Annotated in this window: 13 protein-coding genes; 7 read left to right on the top strand and 6 right to left on the bottom strand. The window is 57.9% G+C overall.

Going from position 1 to position 16,489, the window contains the following annotated elements; genetic code table 11:
• Window positions 1-67 precede the first annotated feature (67 nt).
• Window positions 68-847, top strand: coding sequence for a ZIP family metal transporter (locus HMPREF9163_RS04080; protein WP_009440399.1), 780 nt, complete (start codon window positions 68-70; stop codon window positions 845-847).
• A gap of 504 nt (window positions 848-1,351) precedes the next feature.
• Window positions 1,352-2,656 carry a phosphopyruvate hydratase gene (eno, locus tag HMPREF9163_RS04075; protein WP_009440397.1) on the top strand — a complete coding sequence of 435 codons (1,305 nt, stop codon included), beginning with the start codon at window positions 1,352-1,354 and terminating at the stop codon, window positions 2,654-2,656.
• Between the two features lie 66 nt (window positions 2,657-2,722).
• Here the strand turns inward: eno and HMPREF9163_RS04070 are convergent, their stop codons facing one another.
• On the bottom strand, window positions 2,723-3,235 hold the full coding sequence (locus HMPREF9163_RS04070; protein ID WP_009440396.1) for a nitroreductase family protein: 513 nt from the start codon (window positions 3,233-3,235) through the stop codon (window positions 2,723-2,725).
• A 169-nt stretch (window positions 3,236-3,404) separates the two neighbouring features.
• Here HMPREF9163_RS04070 and HMPREF9163_RS04065 point away from each other — a divergent pair, with 169 nt between their 5' ends.
• Window positions 3,405-4,244 (top strand): ankyrin repeat domain-containing protein, encoded by an 840-nt coding sequence (locus HMPREF9163_RS04065; RefSeq protein WP_009440395.1) that lies wholly within the window; start codon window positions 3,405-3,407, stop codon window positions 4,242-4,244.
• Entirely contained in the window at window positions 4,244-6,067 is a 1,824-nt protein-coding gene (locus HMPREF9163_RS04060) for a M48 family metallopeptidase (RefSeq protein WP_009440394.1), read from the top strand. The genes HMPREF9163_RS04065 and HMPREF9163_RS04060 overlap by 1 nt, the downstream gene beginning before the upstream one ends.
• 28 nt (window positions 6,068-6,095) lie before the next feature.
• Here the strand turns inward: HMPREF9163_RS04060 and HMPREF9163_RS04055 are convergent, their stop codons facing one another.
• Window positions 6,096-7,274, bottom strand: a complete 1,179-nt coding sequence (locus HMPREF9163_RS04055) for an MFS transporter (RefSeq protein ID WP_037345985.1) — start codon at window positions 7,272-7,274, stop codon at window positions 6,096-6,098.
• Window positions 7,275-7,432: 158 nt separating this feature from the next.
• Here HMPREF9163_RS04055 and HMPREF9163_RS04050 point away from each other — a divergent pair, with 158 nt between their 5' ends.
• The 3 genes from HMPREF9163_RS04050 to hcp all read left to right on the top strand — a co-directional run bounded on the left by HMPREF9163_RS04050 (window position 7,433) and on the right by hcp (window position 10,873).
• Entirely contained in the window at window positions 7,433-8,590 is a 1,158-nt protein-coding gene (locus HMPREF9163_RS04050) for an MFS transporter (protein WP_037346025.1), read from the top strand.
• A 95-nt stretch (window positions 8,591-8,685) separates the two neighbouring features.
• On the top strand, window positions 8,686-9,093 hold the full coding sequence (locus HMPREF9163_RS04045; RefSeq protein WP_009440391.1) for a YkvA family protein: 408 nt from the start codon (window positions 8,686-8,688) through the stop codon (window positions 9,091-9,093).
• A gap of 118 nt (window positions 9,094-9,211) precedes the next feature.
• Window positions 9,212-10,873, top strand: coding sequence for a hydroxylamine reductase (gene hcp, locus HMPREF9163_RS04040; RefSeq protein ID WP_037345982.1), 1,662 nt, complete (start codon window positions 9,212-9,214; stop codon window positions 10,871-10,873).
• A gap of 90 nt (window positions 10,874-10,963) precedes the next feature.
• Here the strand turns inward: hcp and HMPREF9163_RS04035 are convergent, their stop codons facing one another.
• From HMPREF9163_RS04035 to HMPREF9163_RS04020, 4 genes are all read right to left on the bottom strand, one after another.
• The gene (locus HMPREF9163_RS04035) at window positions 10,964-12,589 is read right to left on the bottom strand and encodes an ABC transporter ATP-binding protein (protein WP_009440389.1); all 1,626 of its coding nucleotides are present in this window, start codon (window positions 12,587-12,589) and stop codon (window positions 10,964-10,966) included.
• A 31-nt stretch (window positions 12,590-12,620) separates the two neighbouring features.
• The gene (locus HMPREF9163_RS04030) at window positions 12,621-14,144 is read right to left on the bottom strand and encodes an ABC transporter substrate-binding protein (protein ID WP_009440387.1); all 1,524 of its coding nucleotides are present in this window, start codon (window positions 14,142-14,144) and stop codon (window positions 12,621-12,623) included.
• 240 nt (window positions 14,145-14,384) lie between these two features.
• Entirely contained in the window at window positions 14,385-15,218 is an 834-nt protein-coding gene (locus HMPREF9163_RS04025) for an ABC transporter permease (protein WP_009440386.1), read from the bottom strand.
• On the bottom strand, window positions 15,219-16,151 hold the full coding sequence (locus HMPREF9163_RS04020) for an ABC transporter permease (protein WP_009440385.1): 933 nt from the start codon (window positions 16,149-16,151) through the stop codon (window positions 15,219-15,221). It lies immediately after the preceding gene.
• Window positions 16,152-16,489: the final 338 nt, after the last annotated feature.

Genomic DNA, 16,489 nt, shown 5'->3' with positions numbered 1-16,489 from the left:
TTGAAAAAATTATCATTTGTGAATAAGAAGTGAACGTGCTATAATATCCGTCATGAGGTGAACACTTATGTTGGATATTTTTCAAGGATTGATGATACCGTTCATCGGCACGGCGCTCGGTGCGGGCTGCGTATTCTTTCTCAAGGGGGCGCTGAACCGCAACGTGCAGCGCGGGCTGACGGGCTTTGCAGCGGGCGTGATGGTTGCGGCGTCGATCTGGAGCCTGCTGATCCCCGCGATGGAAGGCTCTGCGGAGATGGGGCAGCTTGCGTTTGTACCTGCCGTTGTGGGTTTCTGGGCAGGAACCCTCTTCCTGCTTGCGCTCGACCACATCATCCCGCATCTGCACATGAACGCAAAGAAAGCAGAGGGGCCGCACAGCCGTCTCTCGCGGACGACGATGCTCTGTCTTGCGGTGACGCTCCACAATATCCCAGAGGGGATGGCGGTCGGCGCGATCTATGCGGGGTGGATGAGCGGCAGCGAGGGGATTACGCTCGGCGCAGCGCTCGCGCTCTCGCTCGGCATTGCAATTCAGAACTTTCCCGAGGGCGCGATCATATCCATGCCGCTGCGTGCGGCGGGGATGGGGAAGTGGCGTGCGTTCGGCGGCGGCGTCCTATCTGGCGCAGTAGAGCCGATCGGGGGGGCACTCACGATTCTCGCGACGGCTCTCGTCGTGCCGATTCTGCCATATGCACTCGCATTTGCAGCGGGTGCGATGCTTTACGTCGTCGTCGAGGAGTTGATTCCGGAGATGAGTGAGGGGGAGCATTCGGATGTGGGCGTCATCTCGTTCGCAGCGGGCTTCTCGCTCATGATGATGCTCGATGTCGCACTCGGATAAAATCGGATAAAAAAAGAAAATAGAAAAAGAGCCGTTGGCGGGGTGCCAAGCGGCTCTTTTTCCTGGAAAGGGATGCGCGCAGGTCGGGAAAAACCTGCGGCTTGAGAAATGGGATGTAAGGGTTATTTGCCTTACAATGAGGAACGCAGGGAAACGTTCCTATAGAGGGATGATCAACGGGGAAAATGTCGGGGAGGACGTTTCGTAGTTCCCGTTGACATCTGTATTATATCATATTATTTTTGAAAATTTTGTAACCCAAGTCACACAATACAAAAAAAGATACATTAAGAGTGAAAAATATCGAAAATTTTTGTGTGATCGATGTACTGTGCAGTGCTTGAGGAATTTCTTAGAAATATCTCAGATATGGGACTCTGCATGCGGCTCCTGCATTGCTTTTTGAGAAAAAAAATCGTATAATATTGAGAAGGAGAATACGCTCTATAGAGCGGCGTATTCGGAGGGGATGCTCCCTTTGTTTGGTGATGAGGAGGAATATTCATGCGTGATTACTTAAGAATCGCTCAGGTTATCGGACGCGAGATCATCGACTCGCGCGGCAATCCGACCGTTGAGGCGGAGGTTGTGCTCGAGGACGGCACGATCGGCCGTGGTGCGTCCCCGTCGGGCGCGTCCACAGGCGAGTTCGAGGCGCTTGAGCTGCGTGACGGCGACAAGTCGAAGTTCGGCGGCAAGGGGGTCTCCAAGGCGGTTGAGAACGTAAACGAGAAGATTGCGCCCGCCCTCGTCGGCATCGAGGCGAGCGACATCTATGCCGTCGATCAGGCGATGTTCGATGTGGACGGCACGAAGGATAAGTCCAAGCTCGGCGCGAATGCGATCCTCGCAGTCTCGATTGCGGCGTCGGATGCGGCGGCAAAGTCCGAGGATATTCCGCTCTATCGCTTCCTCGGCGGTCTGCAGGCGAACGTCCTGCCCGTGCCGATGATGAACATCCTCAACGGCGGCGCACATGCGTCGAACTCCGTTGACACGCAGGAGTTCATGATTATGCCCGCAGGTGCTCCGACGTTCCGCGAGGCTCTGCGCTGGTCGACCGAGGTCTTCCACTCCCTCCAGTCCCTCCTCAAGAAGGAAGGCAAGACGACGGCGGTCGGCGACGAGGGCGGCTTTGCGCCTGACCTCGACTCCGATGAGGACACGATCGAGCACATCCTGAAGGCGATCGAGAATGCCGGCTACAAGCCTGGCACGGATTTCGTCCTTGCGATGGATGCGGCGTCGTCCGAGTGGAAGGATCGTGAGAAGGGCAAGGGCTTCTACCATCAGCCGAAGTCCGGCAAGAAGTTTACGTCCGATGAACTCATCAAGCATTGGGAGTCGCTCGTCGACCAGTTCCCGATCTACTCGATCGAGGATGGTCTCGATGAGGAGGACTGGGACGGCTGGAAGGCGATGACAAAGGCACTTGGACACAAGGTTCAGCTCGTTGGCGACGACCTCTTCGTCACGAATACGGAGCGTCTGAAGAAGGGCATCGAGCTCGGCGCGGGCAACTCCATCCTCATCAAGCTCAACCAGATCGGCTCTGTCTCCGAGACGCTCGAGGCGATCAAGATGGCGCACAAGGCGGGCTACACGGCGGTCACGTCGCATCGCTCGGGCGAGACCGAGGACACGACGATTGCCGACCTCGCTGTCGCGCTCAACACGGGGCAGATCAAGACGGGTGCACCGTCCCGCTCCGAGCGCGTTGCGAAGTACAACCAGCTCCTCCGCATTGAGGAAGAGCTCGGCGGCAGCGCAATCTATCCGGGCAAGCGCGCGTTTGGCTTCACGAAGTAAGATATTCCGATACGGACACAAAAATCCCCCGCTGCGGCGGGGGATTTTTGTGTATGTGGGGCACTCCTACAATACTTCCACAATCTCCACAGCAGCCTTACGCTGTGTGTGGCGCGGGGAGGGGATGCCCTTTTCGGTTGGGTAGCCGATGGGGAAGATGGCGATGAGGTCGTAGTCTGCCATCTGAGGGAATGTCTCTTTGAGTTTGGGCGCGTCGAAATGTCCGACCCATGTTGAGCGCAGACCCTCGTTGTGAATGGCGAGCATGATGTGAGTCGCGACAATGGCGGCATCCACGTCGGCAAAGTTCCGTCCATCGTAGGGGCGTATCCACGCCTCTTCACGCTTGCCGCCGACGACGAGGAAGACGCACGCGCCGAAGGTGTAGTTTGTCGTCTCCGCAATCTTTGCACGCGCCTCGGGACTCTCGATCGCCCAGATCTTGAACGGCTGCTTGTTGACCGCCGTCGGTGCAACGCGCGCCGCCTCGATGATGCGATCCATTGCCGCGTGCGGAAGCTCCGCATCCGAGAGTGCGCGGCAGGAGAACCGTTCCTGAATGAGTTCATTGAATTCCATTGTATTTCCTCCTTCGCTTCGTGTCCTTCAAGTATAGCATAGAATACGGGAAAGAGGCGGGATTTTTTGGAACATTGGGTAGCTATGGAGGAAATAGAATATGCGCAACGAATTATTATCAGTGCAAAGCAAACTCGAAATCATATGTCTCGGATAAGGGGGATTTTTTATGAAAAAGTTTATGACAGCAACAATGATGGCAGCTGTTCTCGCTGCCGGCGGCGCATCTCTGCCGGCGGCGGAGGCTGCGGGCGTATTCTTTGCGGATGCGCCCGTTGTTTCGCCCGCCGTGACAGCGCCCACGGCTGTGCCCGGCACGCGCCCTTCCATCTACATTCCGGGGCAGATCACGACGCCGTACATTGACCGCGCCCTCACGACGGATGAGAATATGTTCTTCCTTGCCATCGAGAAGGCGGATTACAATACCATGCAGCTGATGCTCGACAAGGGCGTCGATATCAACGCCTACTACAGTGTGAAGGACACGACCCCGCTCGGCCGTGCGATGCACATGAACAATCGCACGACAATCCAGTTCCTTCTCGAGCGCGGCGCGGATGTGCAGGGTTATGTCTTTGACCGCGGGGAAAACCGGACGCACTCCTATCTCGTGGCAGCAGCGGACAAGGGCGATCTCGCACTCGTCCAATATCTGCACAACTGGGGGGCGGATATCAATGGGCTTTCGTGGAGCTATGGTTACGGCTTTTACAACGCACTCTTTACCCTCGGTATATCGTCCGATGATCTCAATGTCATGCGCTATCTGATCGCACAGGGCATCAATGTGAACTATGTGACAAGCAACGGCGGTACAACGCCGCTCACCTACTTTGCACAGATGTGGATTCCGGCGGGCGACCGTCAAAATGTCCTCAAAATCCTGCTCGATGCGGGCGCAGACCCTGCAGTTCGAGATCAGTCGGGAAAAACGGCGGTGGACTACTGCATCGCCCGCAACGATCTTGACAGCGCGCGCTTCCTCCAGACATACGTTAGGCAGTAATGATGTGCAAAACAACAAGCTCTCTGCTCGCAGCGCTTGTGATCGCGGGGAGCGTATTCTTCCCGCCTGCGCGCGCGGAGGCGATTGACGCGTGGGGGATTGCGGCGCAGGCACTCGGCGTGCTCGGTGCATATCATTCGGCGCTCGGCGCGGTGCTTGCACTCGGCAACGATGTGAGTGCACAGGTGCAGAGTCAGCGGCAGGACCTTGCAGAGAACGGGCGCGCGCGGAATGCGCGCGACATCGAGCTCGTGGACGGGATCATGGAGCGCCTTGTGCGTGACGGCGACTATGTGCTGCGCGTGAACTCGCTGCCCTTTACGTGGGCAGTTACGGACAGCCCTGTCTTCAACGCCGCGTGCTATCCGACGGACTATGTGACGATCAACCGCGGACTCATCCGCGGGCTGAACAGCAATGTGGACGAGCTCGCCGCCGTGCTCGGGCACGAGATGACGCACGGCATCCGCCAGCACAGCGCACACAACTATGCGCAGGCGGCGGCGCAGTTCTACGGCATGAGCTTCCTCAATATGAACTTCGGACTCATGGACTGGAACAAGCTCAATGCGCTCGTGGGGTACTCTGTCGCGAAGAATGTCACCCTGCCCACGGAGTATGAGGCGGATGAGGGCGGCTTCCGTATCATGACGAGTGCGGGCTTCAACCCCGGCGGCGGGGCGGCGGCGATGGCGCGCATGGGCTATTATCTGACCTATGTGACGCAGGAGCTTGCGGAGTATCAGGATCCGACGCAGAAGGATCTGCCGCAGGACGATTTCTCCGACCATCCTGCAACGGAGCGGCGCGAGGTGAAGCTCGCGCAGTTCATGACGGACTACAGTGCGGGGCATGTGACGGTCACTGACCGCAAGACGGTCTGCATCGACGGGACGCCGCTCCTCACGGTTACATGGACAGATGAGGAGTACGACAACAGCCCCGAGAATGCCTATCTCGTCGCGGGTGCACTTGCACGCGCCTTTCATGACTATGATCGGGCGGAGGACTGGGGGCTTGCCCTTACGCGGGAGGGCGGCGCGACGCTCGGCGGCGATGCGCGCGTGAACGAGCTGCTCGTGCACTTTCTTGCAAAGGAGCGGGCGGGGGCGCAGCTTATTTCGCTTGTTCATGAAGCATATGCACGTGAGGCGGAGACGGGTGCACGCGAGAAGCTGCGCGCAGAGGAGAAGGCACGTGCGGATGCACGGGCGGCAGAGCGCAGTGAGGTCGAGAATGCTGATGCAAAGGCGATCAAGAAGATGCGTGAGAACAGCGATGCGTACAGCGACTACGGCGACAGTCAGCGGGCACTCGCGCTGATGGATCGCGTCTTTGCCTCGGAGCACGATGACAGCCGTGCGCTCAGCTATGTCATCCGCGCACGTGCGTATGCCGTGCAGGGCGATGCGGCGCAGGCACTCGCGAATGCCGATCGCGGCGTTGCGGATGACCCGAAGGATGTCTACACGTGGCTGAACCGCTCGGATGTGCGCCGCATGCTCGGCGACCGCACGGGTGCGCTCTCGGACGCACTGAAGGCGATTGAGGTGGACGCGAAGAATCCGTACGGCTATCTGATTGCCGCCGAGCTCTATGATGAGATGGGGGAGAAGACACAGGCGCAGGAGTATTTCAAGAAGCTCTACGCCGTCGAAAAGGACGCCTTGGGGCGCATTCCGGACGAATATCTCGAGGCGGTGGACAAGCGCGCCTACGAGAAGCGGATGAAGGAGAAAAAGAAGGCGCGTGAGGCGCATGAGAAGGAGTTGCGGGAGCAGCTCGACAAAAAAAGCCGTCCGACGGACGGCAGTACAGATTGATGAGGGGCGCGGCACAGAGCCGCGCCTTTTACATGCGCGCAGATCTGCGCCACAGTGCGTAGCAAAGCGTACCTACGGCGATGACAGCAACGTCGACGATGCTGTAGGTGAATGCGTAGCCGTAGGTGACGGCGACAACGCCAAGCCCTGCGGCGGCGAGTCCGACACTGATGTCGAGTGACCAGAAGTAGGTGGCAGTGGCGACACCTGCACGCGCGGGCGGCGCACTGCGTACGGCAAGTGTCTGCAGGGCGGGCGTCACCGCGCCGAAGCCTGCACCGAGGAGGAGTGCGGCGGCAATCAGCCCCGACAGTCCCTCGATATTGCCGAGAAGGAACATCCCCGCGGCGAAGAGGACGAGCCCCGGATAGACGGTGTAGTCCGATCCCTTTCGGTCGAAGATGCGTCCGACGAAGGGGCGCGTCACGAGGATTGCGCCCGCATAGCACGCGTAGAAGAGGCTCGTCTCGGTGGAGAGACCGAGGCTGCGCGTGTAGAGCGGGATGAAGGTGAGCACGCTGCCGTACGCGAAGAAGAGAATCCCTGCAATGAGCGCGGGCGCGAGCGCACGCCGTTCGATGAATGTAGTGACGGAGAGTGCGCGCTGTGTCTTCGCGGGCAGGATGATCTCGTCCGGCAGACGATGCGCCCCGCCAGCTGCGATGGAGATGGCGGCGAGTACGCTGAGCGCGGCAAAGAGTACGGTTGGGGTGAAATACTCCAAGATCAAAAGTCCGATCATGGGACCTGCGACCATCGCAAGATTCGTCGAGAGGGCGAAGTAGCCGATGCCCTCACCCTTACGTGCGGGCGGGAGGATGAGAGCGGCGAGCGCTGCCGCTGTCGTGGTTGCAACGGCAAAGACGACTCCGTGCACGAGGCGCAGACCGTAGAGTGCGGAGAGCGTCGCAGCGAATGCAAAGCTGCACATGAGGATGAAGAATACTGTCAGAATGGAAATCATGAGCCTCCGCTTGTTGACGGCATCGATGAGGATGCCTGCGCAGGGGCGGGCGACGACCGTGCCGATCTGGAAGAAGGTCATCGCAAGACCCGCCTCGACATCGCCGCCGCCGTACTCCGTCATGATGACAATGGGAAGTGCCGCGATCATGGCATACTGTGCAACATAGATGAAGGTGTTGCTCAGGCTCATCCCGATAAACTCGCGCGTCCAAATTTTTTGGCGTTCGCCCTGTTGATTCATAAGTGTCTCCTGTTTCCCCTTTTTAACGGTGCTTTTCAATATACTACGAAGAAAACATTGTGTAAAGGCGGTACTTGCTTTTTTGCCATGCTGTGATAGAATGGCAGAAGTTTTTTGCGCGCCGTTCGGGCGGCATGCAGCTAGGGGGGGAAATGGAAATGACGGAATTTGGAGAAAGAGAGACGAAGATTGGCGACCGCGAGGCAAACGCGACGCGTGCGATCTTCTTTGTCAGCGGCTTTGGCGCGGCATCGTGGGCACCGCTCGTGCCTGTTCTGCGTGAGCGCCTCGTAATCGGGGATGATCTTCTGGGGCTGCTCCTCCTCTGTATCGGAATTGGGTCAATCGTCACCATGCCGCTTGCGGGAACGCTTGCTGAGCGCATCGGATGTAGGCGCGTGCTGATCGTGGGGGCAGTCCTCTATGCAGTGAGTCTTCTCTCTATCTGCTTTGTAGACTCCTTCCGGGTCGCTGTTCCCGTCATCTTCCTCTTTGGCGGACTGATGGGCTGTGTCGATGTTGTCATGAATATTGCGGCGGTCATCGTGGAGCAGGGGATCGGGCGGCGCATCATGAGCGGCATGCATGCCTTTTGGAGTCTCGGCGGCTTCGTCGGCGCGGGTCTCTACGGCGTCTGGGTTGGTCTCGTGGGGGTGACGCCGCTTCAGTCAACCCTGATTGCCGCAGCACTCATGCTCACGCTGACGGCTGCGTTCGGCAGGTATCTCATTCCCTATGGCGGGGGCGGTGGCACACTCATCGCCATCCCACGCGGGATTGTCGCCTTCATCGGCGTGGCGGCGTTCATTGCATTCCTCAGTGAGGGCGCGGTCATGGACTGGAGCGGCGTCTACCTCACGACGGTGCGCGGCATGGATCTCTCGCTTGCGGGCGTTGGCTTCTCCGTCTTCTCTGCCGCTATGCTGCTCATGCGCTTCCTCGGCGATCGCACGACGCAGAAGGTCGGTCAGTGCCCCGTCGCCGTGGGCGGTGCACTGCTCACGTTCGTCGGCATCCTGCTCGTCATGTTCGCGCCCGTGGATGCGCTCCTGTATCTCGGTTTCTTCGCCATCGGCATCGGCAGTGCGAACATCGTGCCCGTCTTCTTCTCCCTCATGGGGCGGCAGAACGTTATGCCCGTCGGCACGGCGGTCTCTGCGGTCAGCACGATGGGCTATCTCGGCGTACTCGCAGGTCCTGCCGCCATCGGCTTCGTCTCCGCGCATACGAGCCTCACGACAGCATTTGGCATGCTCGCCGCGCTCAGCCTCCTGCAGGCTGTGGTCGGATTCTATGTATTCAGGAAGCTGGTCTGAGGTCAATGGGTACAGGAGATTTTCGGACGAAAAATGGGATTGTTGTACGAAAAATTCGTATACAGTATAAGTAGGGATCAAATGGAGGTTGTGACATGAGCACACATGATGAAATCAAAGTCGAAGAGATTGAAAATCTCGATATTGAGAAGTACAGGGACAAGTACTCCGAGGAGGGGCTTTGGGAGAAGATCCGCAACAACATCGCCAAGATCGGTGTGAAGGTCATCTATCAGGCGCTGCTCCTCTTCTATGTGGCGCAGTCGCCGAACTGTCCCACGAAGATCAAGGCGGGCATCATCGGTGCGCTTGGCTATCTGATCTCGCCGCTCGATCTCGTTCCGGACTTTATACCGGGCATCGGCTTCGCCGACGATGCGGCGGCGATTGCAGCGGCTGTTGCACTTGCGCAGGTCTATATCAATGATGAGATTCGCGCGCAGGCACGTGCGAAGATCGTCGACCTGCTCGGTGAGGATGCGCTCGAAAATCTTGATGATTAAATTTGAGAATTTTTATTGATTAGCACACGGTAACATATGTTACGTCTATGGAGAGACTCCTTTGCTATAATCAACACAACAAATGTGTATTGTATATGACAGCAAAGGAGAGTTTCTCATGGATGCTAAAATGTTTTGTTATCAGTGTCAGGAGACGGCGGGCGGCAAGGGCTGCACGGTGCAGGGCGTCTGCGGAAAGAAGCCGGATGTCGCGGAGATGCAGGATCTGCTCGTCTATGTGACGAAGGGGCTCGGCGCGGTGACGACGGCACTGCGCGCAGAGGGCAAGAAGGTTGCGATTGAGGTCAACCATCGCGTAACGATGAACCTCTTCATTACGATCACGAATGCGAACTTCGACCGTGAGGCGATCATCGATGTGATCGAGGAGACGCTCGCGCTGAAGTCGGATCTGCTCAGTCAGCTTGCCGATGCATCGAAGCTGCCCGAAGCGGCGCATTGGACAGCTTCACGTGCGGATTTTGAGGCAAAGGCAAAGACGGTCGGCGTGCTTGCGACGGAGAACGAGGATGTCCGCAGCCTACGCGAACTGACGACGTACGGTCTGAAGGGCCTATCCGCCTACGTCGAGCATGCGAATGCACTCGGCCACGAGAACGAGGAGATCGATGCCTTTATGCAGCGTGCACTGGCACAGCTCCTCGACGATACGATGGACGGCGACGCGTTGACAGCACTTGTGCTTGAGACGGGCAAGTGGGGCGTGGACGGTATGGCTCTGCTCGATGGTGCAAACACGAGCACGTATGGACATCCCGAGATCTCGAAGGTGAAGCTCGGCGTCGGCAGCCGCCCCGGCATTCTCATCTCCGGGCATGACCTCAAGGATCTTGAGCGTCTCTTGGAGCAGACGAAGGGCACGGGCGTTGATGTCTATACGCACGGTGAGATGATCCCCGCGCACTACTATCCCGCGTTTAAGAAGTACGACAACCTCGTCGGCAACTACGGCAACGCATGGTGGCTGCAGAAAGAGGAGTTCGAGAAGTTTAACGGCGCGATTCTCATGACGACGAACTGCGTTGTTCCGCCGAAGGACAGCTACAAGGATCGTCTCTTCACGACGGCTGCGGTTGGCGTACCGGGCTGCACGCACATCCCGCTCGTGAACGGTGAGAAGGACTTTACGCCTGTCATCGAGTGCGCGAAGAAGTGTGCGCCTCCGACGGAGCTGGAGACGGGCGAGATCGTCGGCGGCTTCGCGCATGAGCAGGTCTTTGCCGTGGCGGACAAGGTCGTCGAGGCGGTGAAGAGCGGCGCGATCAAGAAGTTCGTTGTCATGGCGGGCTGCGACGGCCGCATGAAGTCGCGTGAGTACTACGGTGAGTTCGCCGAGGCTCTGCCGCATGACACGGTTATCCTCACGGCGGGCTGCGCGAAGTACAAGTACATCAAGAAGGATCTCGGCGACATCGGTGGTATTCCGCGTGTGCTCGATGCGGGACAGTGCAACGACTCCTACTCGCTCGCGCTCATCGCGCTGAAGCTGAAGGAAGTGTTCGGGCTGGATGATGTGAACAAGCTCCCGATTGCGTACAACATTGCGTGGTACGAGCAGAAGGCGGTCATTGTTCTTCTTGCGCTGCTCCATCTCGGCGTGAAGAACATCCACCTCGGACCCACGCTCCCCGCATTCCTCTCCCCGAACGTCGCAAAGGTACTCGTTGAGACTTTCGGCATCGGTGGCATCACGAATGTTGAGGACGATATGGCAATGTTCGGCATTGAGGTAAATGTGCCCGAAGCTGCTGCTGTGTAAAAGAATATCCATTCATAGATAAGTAAGTAAACGGGACTTCCGTACGAAATAAAATGGTATTTCGTACGGAAGTCCCGTTTTTGTGTGAGTTTACAGTGCCGCCCGCAGGAGATTCCGCGTATAGTCCTCGCTTGGTTCTCTGAGGACGCGGCTGGTCTCGCCCTGCTCGACGATGCGTCCATTCTGCATGATGAGGACGCGGTTGGCGATGGAGCTGACGAGCGGCAGATCGTGTGAGATGAAGAGGAGGCTCATACCATGTTCTCGCTGCAGATGCAGGAGGAGGGCGATGATCTTTGCCTGTACGGACACATCAAGTGCCGAGGTTGCCTCATCGCAGACGAGGATCTCGGGATGAACTGCCATCGCCCGCGCAATCGCCGCCCGCTGGCACTCGCCGCCGCTCATCTCGTGCGGGTAGCGCGTGGCATAGGAGGAGGGAAGTCCCACCTCCGTAAGGAGTTCGGCGACGCGCCGTTTGGTATCGCGTTCATCGGGCGTACACAGACGGCAGATGGTCTCACCGATCATCGCGCCGATGGTGCGGCGTGGGTTGAACGAGCCCACTGCGTCCTGAAACACCATCTGGATGCGGGTGTAGAGGGCACGGCGTTCCTTTCCGACTGCGTGGGTGATATCCTTGCCGTCGAGGAGAATATTCCCGCCCGTCGGTGTATGCAGTCCAGTGAGGAGCTTTGCAACGGTGGATTTGCCGCTGCCGCTCTCGCCGACGATGCCAAGGAGTTTGCGCCGAGCAAGGGAGAAGGAGATGCCGTCGATTGCCTGGACGCGTCCCGCCGCATCGTCAAAGTGCATGGAGACGTTGTCAAAGCGCAGGAGTGTCCCCTCATCACCACTTATGTTTTTTTCCTCCGTGATTGCGGAGGCGGTTTGAGTGACGTGCATATGCTCCATGTGGTCGCAGTCCGTATGTGTCGCAGCGGACATCTTCGGTACGGCTGCAAGCAGTTCCCGCGTATAGGGATGCTGCGGGTTTCCGAGCACCTCATTCACGCTGCCCTGCTCGACGATCTTCCCTTTGCACATGACGGCGACGCGGTCGGCGATGTGCCGCACGACGCCGATGTTGTGCGTGATGAGGAGGATTGCCGTCCCCGTGCGCTCCTTGAGTGCACGCAGCTCGTCGAGTACCTGCAGTTGGATTGTCGCGTCGAGTGCCGAGGTCGGCTCATCGGCGAGGAGGAGCTGCGGGCGCAGGATGACGGCAAGTGCGATGGCGGCGCGCTGTGCCATGCCGCCCGAGAGTTCGAACGGATACGTTGCAAGGATACGACGCACGTCGGGAAATCCCATGCCGCCGAATACCTCTGCCGCGCGTGCGTAGATTTCCTCACGTGACAGATCGGTGTGTGCACGCATCGTCTCAACGAGCTGCGTGCCAATCTGCCGCATAGGGTTCAGTGACGCGCCTGCATACTGAAACACCATTGCAATCTCCTCGCCGCGCAGCCTGCGCCGTTCTCCCTCGGAGAGTACGGCAAGATCTTTCGTGTTAAAGGAGATCGTACCTGCGTGAATCTCGGTGGAGAGTCCGCAGATCTGCGCAATTGCCTTGAGCAGGGTGGATTTGCCGCTGCCGCTCTCGCCGACAATGCCAAGCACCTCGCCCGCGTGAAGATGGATGCTGATGTCCTCGATCACGGCATCGCCGCCGTACCCCGCAGTCAAATGGTCAATTCGTAAGAGTTCCTGCATGACGCTGCTCCGCTGTGCGCTGTGTGTGCGCTCACTTCTTATCCAGATCCTTTGTCACATGATAGTAGTCACTCGGCGTGGAGAGGAATCCGGTGACCTTCTTCGAGATGCCGACCTGCATATTGTTGAACCCAATGAAGTCCATCGCCGCGTCGTCGATCACCTGCTGCTGAATGCGGTTGACGAGTTCGACGCGCTTTGCCGGATCAAATGTGTTCGGCAGCTCTGCAAGCGCCGCTTGGACAACGGGGTTCGTGTAGTGCCCAAAGTTTGCAATGCCCTTTGCACTCAGCACGTCACGCAGGAATGCATACGGGTCGCCCGTTGGCATGGTGATGACGGAGTAAAGACCGATCTCGTATTCGCCCGCCTTGTAGTAGTTCGATTTCTCATGTGAAACGATGTTGACGTTGATGCCGATTTTCTTGAGCTGTGCCTGCATCTCCGTTGTGATGTTCTCGTTGAAGAGACGCTTGTAGACACCCATCTCGACGGTCAGCGGCTGCCCGTTCTTCTCGACAATGCCGTCGCCGTTTGTGTCCGTATATCCTGCCGCCGCAAGCACCTGCTTTGCCTTTTCGGGATCGTAGGAGCGTGCCTTGAGCGCGGGATCGCCATAGGGGGTGGAGGCGAGGAACGCACTGTTCGACGCGGTCATTGCGCCCTTGAGGTACTGGTCGCCGATGGTCTTTTTGTCGACACCGTACATGATCGCCTGACGAACCGCAGGATCAGTGAGCTTATCGAGGTTCATGTAGAGCTGATAGGTGCGCGTCTGCGGTGTCTTGACAACCGTAAACTTGTCATTCGCCGCAATCGTCTCTGCCGTCTCGGGGCTGAGATCCAGTGCTACGTCAATCTCATCGCCCTGCAGTGCCATTGCAAGCGTATTGAAGTCTGCGATCTTCGTATACTCGACCTCGTCGACCTTCACGTCACCGCCCCAATACTTCGGGTTCTTCGTCATGACGGCGTGCTTGTCCGCCTCAAAGCTGCTCATGACAAACGGCCCCGTGCAGATGGGCGCATTCTCAAAGTCCTTCGTGCCTTCGACATCGACGATGACAGCGTACGGGTCGCACAGATCGTTGACGAGGGTCGCATACGGTGCTTTCGTACGGATCGTGAGGACATTTCCCTCTGCCGTGTACTCTGCATCCTTCAGCCATGCGGCGCGGTCATTCGTCTCTGCCGTGCGTTTGAGCGAAGCGATGACCTTGTCCGCCGTCATCTTCTCCCCGTTGGAGAACGTGACATTGTCCTTCAGCGTGATGCGCCAGACCGTCGGCTCGACATTCTCCGCCTTCTCGGCGAGCCACGGCTGCGGCTTCATACTGTCGTCGAGACGGAAGAGTGTTTCGCCGACACCGTAGCGTACGGCGTACCAGCCCATCCACTCCTTCGCGGGATCCATCGAGTTCGTCACGGCGACTGTGCCGCCGACGCGCACGATTTTCTTGCTGTCTGCCGCCTGATCCGAGCCGCCGCAGCCGCTCATGGTGAGCGGAACGGCGAGCAGGAGCGCGGCGCAGAGACGTTTCAGTGTTTTGTTCATGGGAATCCTCCTGAAAAATGTTTATCAGAGATGCTGTATGCGCTGTGTAAGCCTCACGCGAACGCCTCGTTACGCAAGTGATCGTGTGCTTATTCGCCTAAATACCTGCGGACTTCTTAAACGCGCTTCGCTTGAACGAAAGAAATCCGCAGGGGGCGAAACGCACTCTTTACTCACTTGCTTCACTAGGGTTCGCTTTGAGGCATTACACAGCATCCATACAGATAATCTGTCTGTACGTTACACTCGTTTTTCCCGCATCTTGGGATCGAGCAGGTCACGCAGCTGATCGCCAAACATATTGAACACCATCATGACGGCGACCATCACCGCGCTCGGGGCGAGTGCCGCCCACGGTGCCTGTTGGAGATACTTCTGCCCCTCACTGATCATCGCACCCCACTCGGCAGCGGGAATCTGAACGCCAATGCCGAGGTAGGACAACCCCGCGAGCCCCATCATCATTGTGCTGACGTGGAGCACAGCGGTGACGACGAGCGGCCCTGCGATGTTCGGCAGGATGTGTCCGAAGAGGATTCGCACATCGCTGCACCCTGAGAGGCGTGCCGCCTGTATGTATGTCTCCTCCTTTGCCGCAACCGCCGCGCTCCGCGCAATGCGCGCGTACTGTGTCCATGTCGTAAGGATGAGTGCGAGTACGGCGTTCATAAGTCCGCCGCCGAGCACACCCGCAACCGCAATAGCAAGGACGATGTCGGGGAATGCCTGAAAGATGTCGGTTACACGCATCAGCATCGCATCCATCCGCCCCCGGTAGTAGCCCGCGAGCAGTCCGATGAGACTGCCGAGCGAGCCGGCGACGAGGATGATGAAGAGCGCGGCAAAGATGCTCGTTTTTCCACCCGCGAGAATGCGCGAGAGGATGTCCCTGCCGTAGTTGTCCGTGCCGAGAAGATGCTCTGCAGACGGTGCCTTTAGGATCAGCTGCGGGTCGGTCACATACGGGTCATAGGGGGCAAGCTGCGCGGAGAAGAGGCTTGCGATCAGGATAAGTGCCGCGAGGAGCGCAAACGTGCGAAAGAGGAGCGGTGTTTGCAGAAAGAACTTCATCATTTAGAGATCCTTGATTTTCGGGTTGAAATAGCGATAGGAGAGGTCGGCAATGAGATTTACAAGGAAGAATGCGAGTGCCATCCAGACGACAACCGCCTGAATGACGGGATAGTCGCGATTCCCGATTGCCCCCATGATGAGGCTGCCGATACCCGGCCAGTTAAAGATCGTCTCAATAATCACCGTGCCGCCGAGGAGCGAGCCGATAGAGATGCCCGTGAGTGTGATGACGATGACCATGATGTTCTTCAGGACGTTGCGGAACAGGATCACGCGCTCCGTGATGCCGCGCGCGCGCAGTCCGATCACGTAGTCCTTTGCCAGTTCGTCGAGTGCCGCCGCTCGAATCTGACGGATGTAGCGTGAGGACATGACAAGTCCAAGGGTCAGCGCGGGTAGGATCATGCCGATCGGCTTCGTCGTTGCGAGCACGGGAATCCATCCGAGCCGATAGGAAAAGATAAACATGAGGACAATCCCGATGATAAAGCCGGGCGTTGCATTCAGGACGAATGTGAGAAAGCGCAGACAATAGTCCATGCGGCTGTTGCGGCACGCGGCGATGGCGATGCCGAGCGGCAGGGAGATGAGGAGTGTGAGCCCCATCGCCGTACCCGCCATGCGGAGCGTGTAGGGGAGTGCCTTCCAAAACGTCGCAGCGACAGGCAGATCGGTAATGTAGGATTTACCCATATCGCCTTGGAGGAAATGGATGAGCCAGTGTCCGTACTGCACGAGAAAGGGCTGATCGAGACCCATCTCCGCACGCATCCGCTCCACGAGCTGCGGATCGGCGGCGATGCCGCCTGCCGAGAGACGGATGCCGACGGGATCGCCGGGAGCAATGTAGATGAGACCGAAGGAGAGAAGTGTGATGCCGAAAAATACAGGGATAAATTGCAGGCAGCGACCGAGAAGCGTCTTGTATGTCATAGGTACTCCATTATATTGTAGGTTTTTTGAAGTGGACGATTGTTTTTTATCATTTATCTGTCAGACAACGATTTTTAGTATATCGCCCATGGAAGAAGATTGTCAACCGAAGCGTAAAGATATGAATATGCGTGAATTTATCGGTGAATTCTGGTGCTATGATAAATGTAACAGACATGCGTGCTCCACGCAAACACTTAGTTGCGCAAGCGTTCGTGCGCTTGTACGCTTAAATACCGCTGGACTTCTTAAACGCGCTGCGCTTGAACGAAAGAAGTCCAACGGGGCGTACCACGCACTTTTCCCGCTTGCTTCACTAGGGTTTGCTTAGGAGCATC

Source organism: Selenomonas sp. oral taxon 138 str. F0429 (assembly GCF_000318175.2).
Classification (GTDB): domain Bacteria; phylum Bacillota; class Negativicutes; order Selenomonadales; family Selenomonadaceae; genus Centipeda; species Centipeda timonae.
The sequence above is the reverse complement of the archived record's forward strand: the minus strand, read 5'-3'. Positions and strand labels throughout refer to the sequence as shown.